This window comes from Pseudomonas sp. CFBP 8772, from assembly GCF_014841665.1.
In the GTDB taxonomy this organism is placed as follows: domain Bacteria; phylum Pseudomonadota; class Gammaproteobacteria; order Pseudomonadales; family Pseudomonadaceae; genus Aquipseudomonas; species Aquipseudomonas graminis_B.
The window spans coordinates 112,177-129,985 of the sequence record NZ_JACYUI010000011.1; the positions used below are offsets into that span (position 1 = coordinate 112,177).

Below are 17,809 nucleotides of genomic sequence, written 5' to 3' on the forward strand. Positions count from 1 at the left end.
GGAACCCTTCGATGACGTCGCTTTATTGGCCCTACTGGCTGGCTCATTACTACAGCTTCCTGGAAGTCGCGACCATTGTGGTCGCGGTGCTGATCCTGATTTCCAGCCTGGACGATCTGTTCATTGACTTGTGGTACTGGTCTCGCCGCCTGTTTCGCAAGTTCACCGTGGACCGCAAATACCGGCCACTGACCGCCCAGCAATTGCTGGACCGGGATGAGCAGCCACTGGCGATCATGGTTCCGGCCTGGCTGGAATACGACGTCATCGCGCCGATGATCGAGAACATGGTGTCGACCCTGGACTACCAGAACTACGTGGTCTTCGTCGGCACTTACATCAACGACCAGCGCACCATCGATGAGGTGGAGCGCATGCGTCGGCGTTACAAGCAATTGCACCGCGTGGAAGTCCCCCATGCCGGGCCGACCTGCAAGGCTGACTGCCTGAACTGGGTGATTCAGGCGATTTTCCTGCATGAACAAACCCACGGCATGACCTTCGCCGGTGTCGTGCTGCACGACAGCGAAGACGTGCTGCATCCGCTGGAACTGCGCCTGTTCAACTACCTGTTGCCACGCAAGGACATGATCCAGCTGCCGGTCGTTTCCCTGGAACGCAACTGGTACGAATGGGTGGCCGGTACGTACATGGACGAGTTTGCCGAATGGCATGGCAAGGACCTGGTGGTCCGTGAAAGCATGACCGATACCGTGCCCTCGGCCGGCGTCGGTACCTGCTTCTCGCACCGGGCCCTGAGAGTGCTGGCCGGGGAAACCCAGAACCAGCCGTTCAACACCGACAGCCTCACCGAGGACTACGACGTTGGCGCACGCCTGGCCAAGGTCGGCATGAACGCCATCTTCGTGCGCTTCCCGGTGGAATTCCGGGTGCTGCGCAAATCGTGGTTCCGCAAACCCTACGAATCAAGCCTGAAGATGCCGCTGTGCGTACGCGAATTCTTCCCGGACACCTTCCGCACGGCGTTCCGCCAGAAAGCGCGCTGGACCCTGGGCATCGGCCTGCAAGGCTGGGAGCAGATGGGCTGGAACGGCTCGCTGGCCAACCGTTACCTGCTGTTTCGCGACCGCAAGGGCGTGGTCACAGCGTTTGTCAGCATCCTGGCCTACGTGATCCTGGTGCAACTGGTGGCGCTGATTATCCTGCGCCAGAGCGGGCTGTGGAACGTGAGCTTCCCGACGCCGTTCGAATCCAACGGCTGGATCAAGTACCTGCTGATTGCCAACGGCCTGGCCCTGGGCTGGCGCATCCTGCACCGCTGCTACTTCACCACGGTGCTGTACGGCTGGCAGCACGGCTTGCTGTCGCTCCCGCGCATGGTGGTGGGCAACTTCGTCAACTTCATGGCCGCCTCCCGGGCGTGGCGCATGTTTCTGGTGGGCAAGGTGCTCAACCGCAAGCTGGTCTGGGACAAGACCATGCACGACTTCCCGTCCACCGACCTGGTCGCTGCCGCACCGCGCAAACTGGGCAGCGTGTTGTTGTCCTGGCAGGCCATCAACGACAGCAATCTGCAAACCGCACTGGACGAACAACAAACCCGCCACATGCCACTGGGCCGCATTTTGCTCAGCCACGGCTGGCTGGATGACGAAACCCTGGCGGAAGCCATCGCGTTTCAGAACGATCTGCCGCGGGTGTTCGATGTGGCCCACAAAGCCAATCCATCGCTGCTGGCCGACGAGTTCGCCCTGCGCTGGCGTGTTGTGCCACTGGGGACCAACGAGGAGGGCCGCGGGCAGATCGCCGTCGCCAGCCCGCTGTCTGCTGAAGGCCTGCAACAGATCAGCGATGAGCTGGGCAGCGAGCCGGTGCAGCTGATTGCCCGTGAAAGCGAGATCGTCGCGCAACTGCGAAACGTCTATGCGCTCGACGGCCAACCGGTGCCCAACGCCCGCGCACCGATGCTGGGCGACCTGTTGATCGAAATGGGGCTGCTGGATCGCGACGTGTTCAACCGCACCATGCTCAATTACCGCCCGCAGCACCACGGGCGCATCGGCGACTATCTCGTCGACAGCGGCGTGCTGCCTCGGACCACCATCGAACAGGCCGTGGCCCGTCAGCACAGTCATTACCCAACGGAGCTCCCGGCATGAACCGCCCTTTCCTGACGCTCATGGCCACGGGGCTGACCCTTTTGCCTGCGCTGGTGCATGGCGAAATTCTGCCGCTGCCGTTGACCGGTCCCGCGTATCAGGCGGCCAATGAGGCCTACAGCGCCTACGATCGCAAGGACTACGACCTGGCCATCGCCAAAGCGCGCGAAGCCTTGCGTCAGCGCGCCGATGTCACCCGTCTGAACCGGCTGATCGTGCAGGCGCAACGAGACAAGGAACAACGCGACAACCCCAAGCGCTACCCGCAGTCGCCTTCGCGCCCGGCCCCCGGTTTCAGCGCGGCGGCCCAAGCGTTCAAGGCCTACGATCGCGAAAACTTCGGCGTCGCCGCGCAGGCCGCTCGCAAAGCGATCGCCCAGGCACCCAGGCGCATGGATTACCGCCTGCTGCTGATCGAGTCCCTGCAACGCCAACAGCATCTGGAGGAAGCCGATCAGGCCACCACCGAAGCCCTGCGGGTGTTCCCGGATGACGACACCTTGCTGATGCGTCGCGAAGCGATTCGCCGTCAGCTCGCCGCGCCACTGGCCATCGCCGGTTATCGCGCGCTGGAACAAGGCAACCTGCCGCTGGCCGTGGATCAAGCCCGCAAGGCCGTGGCCTGGGCACCGGAAATCGGCGCTCACCAGCAGTTGCTGATCAGCGCGCTGATCGCCAACAAGGATTATCGCGCCGCCGAACTGGCCGCCACCGGCGCGCTGGCCCAGGACGATGGCGAAACCGCGCCATGGATTCTGCGCAGCTACGCCCTGGATCGTCAGGGCAAGACCCAGGCGGCACAGGCTGACCTGAACCGGGCCTTGTCCATTGAAGGCTTGCTGGACTCTGAGGTGCGCGAGATTCGCTTTTTCGCCGCCGACCTGGCGCTGGCCAACAACGAGCCGCAGCAGGCTCTGGATCAATTGCAAAAACTGCCCGCCGACACGGGCGGTGAAGTCGCCCGCCGTCGCGCCGCCGCCCAGGTTGCGTTGCGCCAGAAGGACAATGGCCTGAAAACCGCGACGCGTTTTCCGGCCCCGGCCCTTAACTGCCAGGAAAGCGCATTCGGCCTGATCTGCGATATCTGGCCGGGCAACCAGCGCGATGGCGGCACGGACACGGCCGTGCAGGCTTACGCTGCGCTGGCCCGCAAGGACGCCGCTTCGGCTGCGGCCCTGGCCAGCGAAGCCATTCGCCGGGCGCCGCAGAATCCGGCATATCGCAGCCTCTTGGTCAGCGCCCTGACCGAGCAGAAGCGCCTGCCCGAAGCCATATCTGCGGCCAGCGATGGCCTGCAAGCCAATGGCGACGACGCCCGTCTGCTGGCCCAGCGCGGTCGGTTGAAGCAGCAGACCGGTGACGATGCCGGTGCCCGCAAGGACTTCACCCAGGCCCTGGCCTTGGGCAGCCTGCCCACGTATGAAGAAGCCAGTCTCTATGCTGCCCTGGGGCAGCGTCGTACGGCGCGGGAACGCCTTCAGGTCGCCCGCGACGCTGGCGAACTGGATGGCATGAGCGATCTGCAAGTGGCTTACCTGTCGGTACAGGCCGGCGACGATGACAGCGCCCATGAGTCATTCCGCAAGGCTGACGCTGCCACGCCTCTCGCGCCGACAGCGACTCAGGACGCGGCCTACAACGCGATGCGGGTCAGTGACGACGAACACGCTGTCGGCTATTTCAAGCGGGTTATCGACGCCAAAAATAGCGGCGAACTGGACATGACCGACCAGCAGCTGTTCGACACCCGTCGCGCCGTGGCCGATGTGTCGCGCACCTGGGGCCTGACCAGCACCACCAGTTATCGCGGCAACAGTTCCACCAGTGGCCTGAGCTCGGCGCCCAGCACTGGCAGCAATAATGGCAACAGCGGCAGTGGCAGTAGCAGCAACGACAGCCTGCAGAACAGCACCGAACTATCGTGGCGTCCGCTGGGTTACCGCAACGCCCGTTTCGTCGAACTGTATGGCCGGGTCACCGACACGCTGTGGAGCAAAAACAGCGATTCGGACACGGGCCTGGATGCACTGCAAGGCGCTTTGGGCGTGCGGGTCAAGCCGTTCACCTCGTTGAACGTCATGGCGGCCGTGGAACGCACCTTTCCCCTGGGTTCTTCCGACGTCGAAGGCGACTGGCTGTTGCGCCTGGGTTACGGCTCCAGCATCGGCACCGATTTGCGGGTTGATGTCCCCAGTTGGTGGACGTCGCAGTTGTTCGCCGAAACCGGTCATTACGTCAACGACTCGCGCAATTACATCAACAGCGAATGGCAGGGTGGTCGCAGCTACACCATTGGCGGCGCCGGCTCGCGCTGGGTGACGTTCCCCCACGTGGTGGCCGCGTTCGACTACGACTCCAAGATGGACAGCGAAACCCGCTCCGACGGCAGCACCGACTACTCTTCCGGCCATGCGGCTGGCGTCGGCGTGGGTAACAACGTGCGCTACTGGTTCCGCGAAGACGCGTACAACGCGCCGCGCTCCTATGTGGATTTTTCGCTGCAATACCGAGTGAAAGTGTCTGGCGATGACCGCGCCAAAGGTGTTTTCGCTCGTCTGACTTACTCCTATTGAGGACGGATATGCACCCTCGTATGTATTGGCTGATGTCCCTCGGACTGAGCCTGGGCATGGCGTCGACAGCGGCTCAGGCTGCTTCGGAAATCGCTCAACTCTATGCACCGAAACTGCCGGAAGGCTCTTCCTGGGTGCGGGTGGTCAATCCCGCCGACGGCGCCGTGCAAGTGAGCGTGGATCGCAAGCCCGGCGTTGCCCTGTCTGCGCAGTCGGTGGTGGCCAGTCCTTTCCAGGTGGTGGACTCGCGGCAACCGCTGCGCATCACGATCAACGAACGTGAGCTCAAGGGCCTGAACGTCCCGAAAAACGCCTTTGTCACGGTGATTCTGGGCAGCGATCCTGCAGCGGCCCCGCGGCTGGTGATCGACCCGCAGCCGCGCGGCAAAGACTTGCGTGCCGAACTCAACGTCTACAACCTCAGCGCCGGCTGTGAGAAAGCCGATATCAAGCTGGCCAACGGCTCCAGCGTATTTAGCCAGCTGCCGCTCAACGGCCAGGCGCAGCGCACTATCAATCCGGTGCAGGCGACGCTGATTGCCAGCTGCGATCAAAGCGCCAGCCTGCCGCTCAAGCTTGAGCCATTCAAGGCCGGTGACCGTTACAGCCTGTTCCTGGTCGGCTCACGCCAGACCCCCCGCCTGATTGGCCTCGTTGACCAGACTGCCCCATGACCTCTTTAGTAAAACCTCGCCATATCCTGCGCCGCCCTCCGGTATCCGGCCTGATTGCCGGTGTGCTGCTGAGTCTGTCCGGCGCCGCTGCCCAAGCCGATTCTGCAGTGATCACCGGGCAGGGCGGCTGGTTATTTCCTGCGTGGGAAAGCCTGAACACCGTCGATAACGCCGGCATTGCCCGGGATATCGCCCTGATCAAAGACGTCCAACACCAACTTGAGCGCGAGAAAATCGCGCTCGTGGTGCTGGTGGTGCCGATGAAAGCGCCGTTCTACGCCCAGCGCCTGCCTGCCGACCACCCTCTGAGCCCGGCCGTGGTGCAGCGCTACGACCGTTTGCAAGGCGAACTGACGAAGGCTGGCCTGACGACGTTGAACATCAAGCCGATACTCCAAGCCACGGAGCAGGGCAAGCAGACGGCGTTTTACCGCGCCGATTACCACTGGACCGCGTGGAGCGCCGAAAACACGGCCGATGCCACTGCGAAACTGATCACCGGACGCTATCGCCTGCAGGGTGAACCCGGCGGCGGTGCAGTGCTGGGGGAGTGGTTCGAGAAGCGCGCGTTCGGCGATCTGGCCAGCAACTTCCTGCCGTCGATCAAGCGCAAAGCCATCGGCCGAGACATTTACACCGTGCGCCATCAGGTCGAGAAAGACCTGCTGATCGACGACGCCCCGGCCCCTGTTCAGGTCATCGGCAACAGCTTTGTGCAGCCTTACCTCGGCTATACCCAAAAGCTGTCCAACGCCCTGGACCGCCCGGTCACGTTGACCTGGAACCCTGGCGACGTCGGCCCCTGGGCAACACTGCTGCAATACCTCGAATCACCGGACTTTGCTCAGCACAAGCCGCAGGTGATCGTGTGGCAATTCAACGAGGGCCAGTTCCACCTCGGCCCCGATGCAGCCGCCCAGTGGAATGCCAAGGGAGTGACGTCGTTGGGCCAGTGGCGCCAGCGCATCAACAAGGCCCTGCCTTGAAGATTCTCCCGGGGCGCCTCGGGCGTGCGACTCTAGCTGTCCTGCTGTTCGCAGCGACACTGGTCACAGGCACCGCCATGTTTTACGTCACCACGCAAAAACGGCTGGACCCTGGGATCGTTGGCATCGTCTGGCAGCCCGATAACAAAACAGTGGGCATCAAGGGGCAATGGGACCAGCTCGGAGCCAAAGAATTGCTGGTGCAATGGACCGTGGTCGACGATCAGGCGTTTGTGCCTGGCACCGGTCTGCCCAGCGTGCCGGTCCTGCCCGATTGGGCACGTATCGCCAAAGAGCCCTGGGCTCAGGATGTGATCATAGGCCTGGCGGGATACTTCAGCGAAAACCGCTCCCGGGACAACATCGAGCAACTGGCGGCCGTCTCGGAGCGCATCGCCAAACTGCCGACGCCGCTGCACGTGACCGGCTACTACTTCCCGGCCGAAGTCGACCCCAGCTGGACCCGTGCCAAGGAGCTGCCTGCGCTGCTGGCCAAGCTTCCGCGTCCGTTATGGATAAGCGTCTATGACGGCGCCAACATCGGCCCGGCCGCCACAGCAGACTGGCTCAAGCAATGGCTGCCAGACGACATCGGCGTGTTCTTTCAGGACGGCGTCGGGGTCTACGCCCGTACTGCACCGGTAGCCCGCACCTACGCCGACACCCTGCGCGAACGCTTGGGCAAGGACCGCGTGCGCATCATCGTCGAAGCCTTCCGCCCCAACTACGGCGGCGGTTTCCGCTCCGCAACGGCCGCCGAACTCAAACCGCAGCTCGCCGCCTATGACGGCTACCCGCTGTACCTGTTCGATGGCCCGCATTACGTGACGCCGGCGTTGGTGAAAGCGTTGGCGAAGTAATTATTCACGTCCCGTTTCGCGCGTGGGAGACGTCACCAGACGATGGGGGTGTCGTCCCAGGCCCAAAAGGTCCCGCTGTCGGCCGGCCCATGTGCGCCCACCACCTCAAGAATACGGTCCGCCGAGAACGCCGGTTCGAACAACTGGCCCTCAGGCACGTTCCCCTGGAATGGCCGAGACAGCTCGGTGTCGGTCGTGCCTGGGTGTATGGCCAGGACAGTCGAGGCAGGGTTCAACCGTTTCAGTTCGATGCTGGCCGTGTGCAGCAACTGGTTGAGCGCCGCTTTGCTGGCTCTGTAGCTGTACCAGCCTCCCAATCGGTTATCGCCAATAGAACCAACCCTCGCCGAGAGCGCCGCGAAGGTAGAAGGTTGTTTGCGCAATAAAGGGAGGAGGTGTTTAAGCAGCAGGATCGGCGCGAACGTGTTGGTCCCAAAGCTGGCCTGCAGGCTCGCAAGCGTCAACTGGGCCAAACCCTTTTCTGGTTTTGCGCCGTCCTGATGAAGAATGCCCAGCGCGCTGATAACCAGGTGCAGATGGTCGCATCCGGCAAGCGTCTCGCTCACGAGCGCTTCGAGGGATTGCTCATTGCGCGCGTCGCAGTCGACCCGCTTCAGGCGCTGGCCATAGCGTTCTGCAAGCGCTGCCAGTTCTGATGAGGTGCTGGCGTTTCGCGATACTCCCCATACCTGCGTCACATCATCGCGAGCCAGCAACGCCGCGCACAGTGCCAGGCCAATACCCCGGCTGGCGCCGCATATCAGCACATGAGCTTCGCTGTTCAGTTCAGGTATCAAACGCATAAGGCACCTTGAGGGGCGTGGCTGAAGTGTTTTTATGACCCTGAGTCAGGTTTTGACGTTCAGGTTTCGTGGCGTTCGGTTATGGACTAGCCTGTTTGCCAACCGTGAGCATGGCACAGGACATTGGCTCATTCTCATGGGCGCTCTACACGCCTTACCCTGGAGATAAAATCATTTATGGAAAATAAACTGGCCTCCAAGACAGCCGTCGTTACCGGCGCGGCTCAAGGCATCGGTGCCGCCATTGCAAAACTCTTCGTGCAAGAAGGTTGCTTCGTTTACGTCACGGATATCAACGAAGCGCTTGGTCGTGCGGTTGTAAGCGCGTTGGGGGGGCGCGCCTGTTTTCTGCGTCTGGATGTGCGGCGTGAAGAAGATTGGCAACGATTGGCCGGGCAGATTTCAAATGACGGCCGCCGTTGGGATGTTCTCGTGAATAACGCGGGCATCACCGGATTCGAGGATGGCGCTGTGCGGCATGACCCGGAACATGCACGGCTGGAAGATTGGCGTTCGGTGCATCAAACCAATCTCGACGGTGTATTCCTCGGATGCAAATACGCCATTCGCTCCATGCGCCCGTCAGGCGCCGGTTCCATCGTCAACATCTCCTCTCGCTCCGGTCTGGTGGGTATTCCAGGTGCCGCCGCGTATGCGTCCTCCAAAGCTGCCGTCCGCAATCACACTAAAACGGTGGCGCTTTACTGCGCCGAACAAGGGCTGAAGGTTAGATGCAACTCGATACACCCGGCGGCCATTCTGACCCCCATGTGGGAACCCATGTTAGGCAGCGATGCCGGTCGCGAAGCGCGAATGGCTGCGCTGGTTCGAGACACGCCGCTCAGGCGATTCGGAATGGCTGAAGAAGTGGCCGCTCTGGCCTTGTTGCTCGCGTCGGATGAAGCCACGTACATCACGGGCAGTGAGTTCAACATTGATGGTGGGCTGTTGGCCGGAACGGCTGCGACTCCCGCAATCGTAGATGACAGCGAAACCTAGGCATTAATGTCGCGGGGGCGAGAGACGGTTCTGCCCGATAACGGGCCATCGCTGGCAGCAGCCTTTGACCCCTCGGCAGTACAAAAATGTAGTACATGGCGGGGAACCGATCTGCGTGCTGGTACCACACACAGCTACGAACATGCCTTGCCTGCTTGTAACGCCCCAGGTAGCAGCTTTCCACGTGCCAGGGCGCTTTAGAAGAAGGCGCTGACGGATTGGTGATTTCATGCTCACAGACCCCAACCTGCGTTTTTCTACGCCGTCTCGCTCGCCCCGGGCCCGCAATGCGCCCGCCGACACGACGCTAAACGGCCTCCCGCCAATGGGGGACGACACCCGCTCCTGGCTGACCGAAGTGGCCCGCGCACTGGGCCTGTCGCCCCAGGCAGCCGCCACTTTCACACGCTACGGCATGCTGACGCTGTCACCCTTGAACGTGGTGATGGTCCGCCAGCAAGAGGAACCGCCCAGATGGTCCCTGCTGGGGTTCATTCAGTCGCCGACCGGGATCAGCCCTTTGCTTTGGCGCGAGGCCCTGCTGCGCGCCAACTGCGTGAGCATGGCCCTGGACACCTGCGTGTGGGCCCAGGATGCAAGCGGCGCCACGCTGCTGGTCAAGCAATTGCCCTTCTACCACCATAACGACAGCCAGGCGCTGATCAAGGCTCTCGAGCAGATGCAAGCGCTGGGGGCCAGCCTGCTGGTCACGCTGATAGCTGCCGCCAACGCCAGCGAGAATCCTCCCGAACAGCCCTCGGCGGATATGGCACCGGCCAACTCGCAATTGGCGCAGCTGGGCGAGAAGGTCGACGCCATCGCTCAGCAGCAGATCAACGACCAGTGGCACCGCCCTTTGCTTGAGCGGGCCTTCACCGCTTTGCAAGTGCCGCTGCCAGGCCAGGCGTTCGGTAGCGTGGGCTCGCTTAAGGTGAATGATCGCTACATCGACATCATCGCCGACCCCGACCAACGCCACCTGTTGCTCAGCACGCCGGTGGCGGTTGCCCTGAACGGCAATGAGCAACGCGGCGCCGCTTTGCAGAGCAATCTGTACTTGATGACCGGCGCCCAATGTGGCGTCGCCCTGGCACCGGCTGGCGCCAGTCTGCAAGCGCGCTGGGACAGCACTGGGCTCGATGGCGACGACCTGGCGAGCTGGCTGGTGCGTTTCGTGACCCTGGCCGTTGGCATTGACAGTAATCACCGGCCTGGGCCGACCTCCGGCAGGCGTTTGAACGGGAGCAATATCTGATGGTTGGCGGCATTGGCAATAACCACGTTACGGCCCCTCTACTGCCCAGCACGCAGCCGTCTGCAGGCAACGCAGGCAATGCGGGCAATGCGGGGCATCAACCACCTACTCTGCAAGACCGCTTGCGCAACGCTGGTCACTCGGCATTGGCGACAGGTGGCATGCTCATTGACGATACGCGGAACAGCCTGCCTTCGGGCCGCACCATGGGCGCCATGGCGGGGCACGCGTTGCAACAGGCGGTGACTTGCGGGGCCACGACCTTCGCCCGCGAAGAAGTGTTCATGCATGCCTACAATGCCATGCTGCCAATACTTCAGGACCAGGGTGCCCCGGCGTTGATGGCCGCCCAAGTGGCGGTGTCCGGCACCAAGATAGCGGCGAACCTCTATCGTCATTCACGCCTGGACCACCCGGACCCGGAAGCGGGGGTGAGGGGCCACTTTGGCCTCAGCCCCGAGCAGTGGCAGAGCAAGACGCCGACTGAAAAAGCCGCGCTCACAGCCGAACATAAGAGTGACTCGCGCAATGTGACGCGCAACGAGATCGTGGCCGACGCCGCTTTCCTGGTGATGTCCGCGCTGAGCCACAGCCATGGCGATGGCGCCCTGGCTGCCCGGGTGCTGGCCACCCAGATGCGCAATCTGACCTACGCCGCCAGCCGCGAAACCTTGCAGGCGACCGTCTCCACCACCACCAGCAGCAACGGCACGAGCACCCATGGTGTCAATTCCGATCATATGAACGCCAATGCCTGGACGTACTCAGCGATGACCCTGGCCATGGGTTACCTGCAAGATGCGGTGATCGGCCATGCCTTGCCCGCCGGGCAATCGGCGGCGGGCCCAACGGTTAATGATGAGCATGGCAAACCACTGACCGGCGCGGCGCTCAACAGCGCGATCAACACGGTGGCGGGCATACGCGCCTTGGCTAACACCGCGATCGAGACAGTGGATGCCTACCGGGGCAAGCACGCCAGCCTTGCTGAAGTGGGCGATACGCAAAAGCTTCAGACCGATGCAAGCAAATTGTTACCGCTCAAGGATTATGAGCGTTTGCTTGACCATTCTCCTGCGCGCTTGAGCTGGAACAATATTTCAGGGGCCCTGCCCCTGGCGCTGGACACTCTGACCAAGGGCAAGGTCTCGCCCGCTGTGTCTCAGTTCTTTAATAACGCTGGCGCCGCTGCCATGTTTGGTTTGACCTACGAAACGGTCAACAAGACCTACAATGCCCATGCCACCAACCGGGCTGCCCGCGCCGCATTGAATACCGGTAGCCCCCAGACTACCGGCGGCCAGGCGGGTGTTACCGCCACGGTAGCACCGGCGCAAGTGCAGCCAACTCCAGTTGCGCCGGCGCAAGCGCAGCCGGCTCCAACTGCACCGGCGCAAGCGCAGCCAGCTCCAGTAGCACCGGCGCAAGCGCAGCCAGCTCCAATTGCGCCGGCGCCTGTCGCCCAGCCGGTTCCAGCTCAACCTGCCCAGGCCCCGCAACCAGCCGCCCAGGCCAGCACACTTGCCCCGGCAACACCGGCGAGCCGAACTGCACCCAAACCAGCGTCAGCGCCGACCTCCGCCTTGGCCCAAGCCTCTATGAGGTCTCAAGCCCGTTTTGCTAATGTGGGCGTAGGCCAATCGTCCGCGGGCCCTGCCCGTTCGCCGGCCGCCGTGGCTGCCGGTGCCGCTGCCATTGCTCGTGCCGCCGCTGCCGCTCGACCCGCGCCCATGCCCACATCGACGCCGACCGCCGCTCAAGCCGCCGCTGCCTTAGCCACACCTGTCGAGCCAAGCGATGCGGCAGCGCCTGCACCTGAGAGCATAAATATGGACTTGGCAGACAGCTCGAGCGGGAAGCCGTAATCGGCAGTGGGATGTCAGCGTGCGGTGAAGGTACCTACCCGATCCGCCGCCTCCATCATCAGCAAGATCAAGCTGGCCAAGACCGGGCAGGGCGGGGCCTCGGGGATCTGGGGCCCAATCCAAACACCGATTACCGGCAAGATGATCGACACTATCACCCACAGACCCCGGGTTATTTTGAATGTTGAGTCGGATGATGAGCAGGTAACAATGAGCAACAGCAGAACTGCGTTGGTAACAGGCGCAACCAAAGGAATCGGTTTCGCGATCAGCACCCATCTAAATCAGTTAGGGTGGAACGTGATCGGCATCGCCAGACATCCCATTGACAACTTTCCTGGGAAGCTATTGCTCTGTGATTTAGCCGACACTAAACAGACGGGTGAAATGCTTCAGCAGTTGCTAGAGCGAACGTCCATCGATGCCGTCGTCAATAATGCAGGTGTCGCTGCCCCCCAAAGCCTGGAAGATCTTGATCTCGAAACGCTTCAAAGAGTTATGGACTTGAATGTTCGAGCCTCTGTACAGGTAACACAGGCTTGCCTGCCGTCACTCAAGCAATCTCCTGCGGGACGGATAGTGAATGTATGCAGTCGGGCCATTTTTGGAGCCCGAGACAGAACTGCCTACGCTGCCGCAAAAAGCGCCTTGGTGGGTATTACTCGTACTTGGGCACTTGAGTTGGCGCCCATCGGTATCACGGTCAATGCGGTCGCGCCTGGCCCGATAGAAACCGAGCTGTTTCGAAAAACCAGGCCTGTTGGCAGTGAAGGCGAGCGTAAAATACTTTCCACGATTCCAATGCAAAGGCTGGGGACCCCGTCCGAAGTTGCCTCCTTGATTACCTTCCTTCTGAGTGACGGAGCATCCTTCGTGACGGGCCAAGTGATCAGCGTCGATGGCGGAGGAAGTCTCGGTGGCAGATAGCGTTGAGAGAGATATTTCTCGTATGTGGGCGTTTATCTATTTCTCGGAGTTTTCACACAGCCTGGGCCGAAAGCAGACGCCCATATCCCTGCTGAACCTAAACCGTTCTCGACCCAAGATCGCTAATCAATGGGCTCTTTTCAAAAGCTGACCATTTCCCACGGTAAACCGACCACTGCGGACACCTTGAAAGCGCATACCACGCTTTACCGCAGATGAAAGCTTGGTCATCCAGTTCGCCCCGCTACGTATAACGGCAACGTATCAAGTGCCTGACTTGATCTTGGTCCAAGCCCGCGTGCGGGCGCGTTCGGCGTCACGACCCAGAGGCTTGAGCGTATAGAGCGTGGCCATCGCGGCCTCGGTGGGGTACAGGTTGGGGTTGTTGCGAATCGACGGATCAACCTGTTCGGTAGCGTCTTTGTTGGGATTGGGGTAGCCGACAAAATCGCTGATGGGCGCAATCACCTGCGGCTGCAGCAGGTAGTTGATGAATGTGTAGGCGTCTTGTGGGTTCTTGGCTCCCTTGGGAATGGCGAGCATGTCAAACCAGATGGGTGCGCCTTCCTTGGGCAGACGCATGTCTACGGTCACGCCGTTCCTGGCCTCTTTAGCGCGGTTGGCGGCTTGGGAAAAGCTGCCGGAGTAACCGACCGCGACGCAGATGTCACCGTTGGCGATATCTGCCATGTATTTAGAGGAATGGAAGTAGGTGATATAGGGGCGGATTTTCATCAGCAGCGCTTCGGCCCTCACATAGTCCTTGGGGTTGCTGCTGTTGGGGTCGAGGCCCAAGTGCTGCAGGGCCAGGGGCAGGATTTCCGAGGGCGAGTCCAGCAGCGCTACACCGCAGGACTTGAGCTTGCTGATGTTTTCTTCCTTGAAAATCAGGTCCCAGCTGTCCACTGGCGCATCGGCACCCAGGGCGGCCTTGACTTTGTCCGGGTTGAAGCCGATCAGGATGGTGCCGTACATGTAAGGCACGGCGAATTTATTGCCCGGATCGTTGGCCTCGATCAGCTTCATCAGCTTGGGATCGAGGTGGTTCCAGTTCGGCAATTGGCTGCGGTCCAGCGGCTGGAATATTCCGGCTTCGATCTGCTTGGCCAGGAACACGTTGGATGGCACTACCACGTCATACCCTGAGTTGCCGGTGAGCAGCTTGGCTTCCAACGCTTCATTAGTGTCGAAGATGTCGTACACCAATTTAAGGCTGGGATTGTGCGCCTTGAAGTCCTCCAGCGCCTTGGGGGTGATGTAGTCGAACCAGTTGTAGACCCGCAGGGTTTTCTCTTCGGCATGAGCCATGCCGCTGATAACGGCAGTGCAGAGGATAAGTGACTTGAACATGTTCATTGGGCAGCCCCTTCAAAACCTTCGAGAACGTTGACGGCATTGATGCCGATTTCTTCCACCGCGTAGCCGCCTTCCATCACGAACAGCGTAGGTTTACCCAAGCGGGAGATGCGTGCGCCCATCGCCAGATAATCCTCGCTGTCGAGTTTGAATGTCGAGATCGGATCGTCCTTGAATGTATCCACGCCCAGGGAGACGACGATGATGTCGGCGCCATAACGATCAATTTCTGTGCAGGCTTGCTCAAGCGCCGCGCTCCAGGTCTCCCAGCCGGAACCGGCCGGCAGAGGGTAGTTGAAGTTAAAGCCGGCACCGGCGCCTTCACCCGACTCGTCGGCATAGCCCAGGAAAAACGGAAACTCCGCTTCCGGGTGGCCGTGGATCGAGGTAAACAGCACGTCGCTGCGCGCATAGAAAATCGACTGGGTGCCGTTGCCGTGGTGGTAGTCCACATCCAGAATCGCGACCTTTTTGTGGTCTTGATCAAGAAAGGCCTGGGCGGCAATTGCGGCATTGTTGAGGTAGCAATAACCGCCCATCAAGTCGCCAGCTGCGTGGTGTCCCGGTGGGCGGCACAGGGCGAACGCACTGTGGGCCCCTTGCTGAATCGCCTGTTGGGCGCTAAGCGCGACCTGCGCCGCCGAGTAGGCTGCCTGCCACGTGCCGGCGGTGATTGGCGCTCCGCCGTCGAAGCTGTAATAACCGAGTTGACCATGCAGGCTTTCGGGTAACACGCGGCGCAGGGTGCGGGCGGGCCAGGTGTAGGGCAAGAGGTCGCCGTCCTGACCAAATTCGGTCCAGCGCGCCCAGGCACCCTTGAAGAAATCCAGGTACTCCCGGCTATGAACGCGTTGCAGCGGTTCCAGGCCAAAGTCCTGCGGCGCCTGTACCTCGCCAAGTTGACGGTCCCTGACCCGTTGTAATACATGATCGGCGCGTGAGGGCATTTCGAAGCAGGGCATCAACTGCCCGTCCATCAGCTCACAGCGGCCGTGGTGCAGGTGGTGATCATCCGAGTAGATGGTCAGCATTGGTTGTTCTCCGCAGGCTGTATCGGTCAATACAGTCTTGCCCTGGGCGCAGCTTATGAGAACGGTAAGTGCGGCCAAAAGGGGATAAATATGGCCAGATTCTCTGTCCGTAATTCGCCCCTCAATGAGGCGTCATGCGCGAAATTGGCTCGGCGCCACGCCACTCCAGCGCACAAAGGCGTGCCGAAAACTTGCGGTCTCGCTGAAGCCCAGAGTCTCGGCGATCCGGTAGATGGGCCACCGGTCTTCGGCCAGCATTTGCTTGGCGCGTTCGAAACGAAGTTCGTCGAGCAGTTCCTGATAGCTGCAGCCCAGGTCGTGCAAGTGTCGACGCAAGGTGCGCGCCGAGCAGTTCATCTGTCGGGCCAGCCCGTCCAGCCCAGGTGCGGCATGCAGTTGTGCAGCCAGCAATAGCCGGATTCGCCCCAGCCAGGCCTCGCGCCCGGTGAATTCAGTGTTCTGTTTTCGGCAGCGCTCGGTCATGGCCTGGTGTGTCACCGCATCAGCCAGCGGTAAAGGCTGGTCGAGCCAGCGTATATCAAAAGCAAATGCATTGACGGTGGACTGGAATTGCAACGGACAGTCGAAACATTCGGCGTAGCGAGTCTTATAGTCCGGCGCATCGTGCTCAAAGCGAGCGCCCAGCAAGGGCAGTGAGTGGCCGAGCAGGTCGTCGCAAATGACCTTTAGCGACCCCAGGCACAGCTCGACATTGAAGGCGGTCAGTGCCGGATTCTCGCGGTAATCGCCCGCAGTGAACCAGATCCGTTCGCCGTCTTCCTCCAGACTCAGCTCGAACAGTGTTCCCAGCAGCGCGGGATAACGCAGAGCCAGACGTAGCGCGTCACCGAAAGTGGCACTGGTAAGCAGGGCATAGCCCAGCATGCCGTAGGATGAGACATGCATACGCCGCCCCACGATCAGGCCGATATCGCGCTGCAGAGCCACGGCGTTGGCGCACACCTGCATCTCCTGATGCGTGGCGATGCGCGTGTCGGCACGGTTCAAGTCCGCTGCGCATATGCCACTGCCGGCCAGCAGCGCCTCGGCGGACCAGCCTTGGGCCTTGAACGTGCTCAGGACCAGTGAGACAGCATTGAGGGTGGTGAGATGGGAGTGCAACATGGGACTTCCAGCCAAGCGAGGAATACAAAAAGGGCAAGTTATGTGCCGGAATCCCGCCTGGTTATTTTTGCTTCGGCGACTGGCTGTTCGAGCCTGGGCCGGTTCAACAACCAATCGCCCGTTCCGGCCTCCAAGATCTCGGCGCTCTGCCATGCCGCATGGACGCTGACGCCGTCCATCGCAGCTCAGACATGCTACCTTCACCCGACATCGATCACTGCTTCCTCTAGGGAGAATGTCCCGTGCTGATTGCCCACCTTTCCGATCTGCATATCAGGCCGCAAGGCATGCTTTATCAGGGGCTGGTTGATTCGAACACGATGTGCGAGCAGGCCATTGCACACCTGAACAGGCTCGTGCCGCGACCCGATGTCGTGATCATCACCGGCGACCTGGTGGATGAGGGGCTACCGCAAGAGTACGCAATGGCGCGTACATTGCTGGCCGGGATCGAGCCGCCGTTGCTGATGATTCCTGGCAATCATGATGACCGAACATTAATGGGTTCTGCCTTTTCTCTGCCGTATCTCTCTTCGACGGCAGGCCCGTGGCACTTCGTCGCCGATGACCTCGGGCCGGTACGGATCATTGGCGTGGATGTGACCGTACCGCAGGAACATCACGGCGACATGACCGAGGCGGCTGGGGCCTGGCTCGATGCGGCACTGGCCCAGGAGCCGGCGCGTCCGACTCTGATCATGCTGCACCAGCCACCGTTCCTCAGTGGCATTCCCTATATCGACACGTATGCCTGCCGGAACTCGGAGCGACTGCGCGAGGTGGTGCAGCGCTATCCGGCGATCGAACGTGTGGTGTGCGGACACATTCACCGCTCGATGCAATTACGTTTTGGCGGCACAGTCCTGTGCACTGCCCCCAGCACAACGACGGCCATCGGGTTGGCCCTGGATCCAGAGGCAGAAGAGGCGTCGTATGTGGAGCCGCCGGCGTTACTCCTGCATCACTGGAAGGTGGATACGGGTCTGATTACCCACTGGGTGCCAATCGGCACATTCCGCGGGCCACTGCCGTTTGCATGACCGCAGGAGTGGGGCGGGACCTGAAGAGGGGTGAGTCCCGGCATCGGTTAAGTGCGGGTGAAGGGTTGCTGCCGCCCCCAAAGGAGTCGTCTGTGCAACCAAATGCCTTGGATTCGATTTTGATGCGCAGAGTAGGGAATTTCGCTTACCTTGCACTTGATCCGGTCAGCTGTGAGCGAACCGTCGAACAGGCCT

14 protein-coding genes are annotated in these 17,809 nt (G+C 61.3%); 10 read left to right on the forward strand and 4 right to left on the reverse strand.

Annotated features, from left to right (window positions below):
• The first annotated feature begins 11 nt into the window (after window positions 1–11).
• From IFT99_RS20515 to IFT99_RS20535, 5 genes are read left to right on the forward strand one after another with little or no spacing between them, the layout of a single operon-like run.
• Window positions 12–2,120 carry a glycosyl transferase family protein gene (locus tag IFT99_RS20515; RefSeq protein ID WP_192134721.1) on the forward strand — a complete coding sequence of 703 codons (2,109 nt, stop codon included), beginning with the start codon at window positions 12–14 and terminating at the stop codon, window positions 2,118–2,120.
• Complete coding sequence (locus IFT99_RS20520; protein WP_192134723.1) at window positions 2,117–4,693, forward strand: NfrA family protein; 2,577 nt, start codon at window positions 2,117–2,119, stop codon at window positions 4,691–4,693. Before IFT99_RS20515 ends, IFT99_RS20520 begins: the two co-directional genes overlap by 4 nt.
• 8 nt (window positions 4,694–4,701) lie before the next feature.
• Complete coding sequence (locus tag IFT99_RS20525; RefSeq protein WP_141695097.1) at window positions 4,702–5,367, forward strand: alginate O-acetyltransferase AlgF; 666 nt, start codon at window positions 4,702–4,704, stop codon at window positions 5,365–5,367.
• Window positions 5,364–6,353 carry an alginate O-acetyltransferase AlgX-related protein gene (locus IFT99_RS20530; RefSeq protein ID WP_192134725.1) on the forward strand — a complete coding sequence of 330 codons (990 nt, stop codon included), beginning with the start codon at window positions 5,364–5,366 and terminating at the stop codon, window positions 6,351–6,353. The genes IFT99_RS20525 and IFT99_RS20530 overlap by 4 nt, the downstream gene beginning before the upstream one ends.
• The gene (locus IFT99_RS20535; RefSeq protein ID WP_192134727.1) at window positions 6,350–7,213 is read left to right on the forward strand and encodes a hypothetical protein; all 864 of its coding nucleotides are present in this window, start codon (window positions 6,350–6,352) and stop codon (window positions 7,211–7,213) included. Before IFT99_RS20530 ends, IFT99_RS20535 begins: the two co-directional genes overlap by 4 nt.
• 32 nt (window positions 7,214–7,245) lie before the next feature.
• Here the strand turns inward: IFT99_RS20535 and IFT99_RS20540 are convergent, their stop codons facing one another.
• Entirely contained in the window at window positions 7,246–8,016 is a 771-nt protein-coding gene (locus tag IFT99_RS20540; protein ID WP_192134729.1) for an SDR family NAD(P)-dependent oxidoreductase, read from the reverse strand.
• 177 nt (window positions 8,017–8,193) lie between these two features.
• Between IFT99_RS20540 and IFT99_RS20545 the strand changes: the two genes are divergently transcribed.
• From IFT99_RS20545 to IFT99_RS20560, 4 genes are all read left to right on the forward strand, one after another.
• Window positions 8,194–9,015, forward strand: coding sequence for an SDR family oxidoreductase (locus tag IFT99_RS20545; RefSeq protein WP_192134732.1), 822 nt, complete (start codon window positions 8,194–8,196; stop codon window positions 9,013–9,015).
• 229 nt (window positions 9,016–9,244) lie between these two features.
• Entirely contained in the window at window positions 9,245–10,270 is a 1,026-nt protein-coding gene (locus IFT99_RS20550) for a type III secretion system chaperone (protein WP_192134734.1), read from the forward strand.
• A gap of 161 nt (window positions 10,271–10,431) precedes the next feature.
• The gene (locus IFT99_RS20555; RefSeq protein WP_192134736.1) at window positions 10,432–12,135 is read left to right on the forward strand and encodes a hypothetical protein; all 1,704 of its coding nucleotides are present in this window, start codon (window positions 10,432–10,434) and stop codon (window positions 12,133–12,135) included.
• Between the two features lie 210 nt (window positions 12,136–12,345).
• Entirely contained in the window at window positions 12,346–13,062 is a 717-nt protein-coding gene (locus IFT99_RS20560) for an SDR family oxidoreductase (protein WP_192134838.1), read from the forward strand.
• Between the two features lie 264 nt (window positions 13,063–13,326).
• Here the strand turns inward: IFT99_RS20560 and IFT99_RS20565 are convergent, their stop codons facing one another.
• From IFT99_RS20565 to IFT99_RS20575, 3 genes are all read right to left on the reverse strand, one after another.
• Entirely contained in the window at window positions 13,327–14,418 is a 1,092-nt protein-coding gene (locus IFT99_RS20565; protein WP_192134738.1) for a polyamine ABC transporter substrate-binding protein, read from the reverse strand.
• Entirely contained in the window at window positions 14,415–15,449 is a 1,035-nt protein-coding gene (locus IFT99_RS20570; protein ID WP_192134739.1) for a histone deacetylase family protein, read from the reverse strand. The genes IFT99_RS20565 and IFT99_RS20570 overlap by 4 nt, the downstream gene beginning before the upstream one ends.
• A 132-nt stretch (window positions 15,450–15,581) precedes the next feature.
• Window positions 15,582–16,574: an AraC family transcriptional regulator gene (locus IFT99_RS20575; RefSeq protein WP_192134741.1), complete on the reverse strand. Its 993-nt coding sequence runs from the start codon at window positions 16,572–16,574 to the stop codon at window positions 15,582–15,584.
• Between the two features lie 242 nt (window positions 16,575–16,816).
• On the opposite strand from IFT99_RS20575, the gene IFT99_RS20580 reads away from it, so the two are divergent.
• Complete coding sequence (locus IFT99_RS20580; protein ID WP_192134743.1) at window positions 16,817–17,614, forward strand: metallophosphoesterase; 798 nt, start codon at window positions 16,817–16,819, stop codon at window positions 17,612–17,614.
• Window positions 17,615–17,809: the final 195 nt, after the last annotated feature.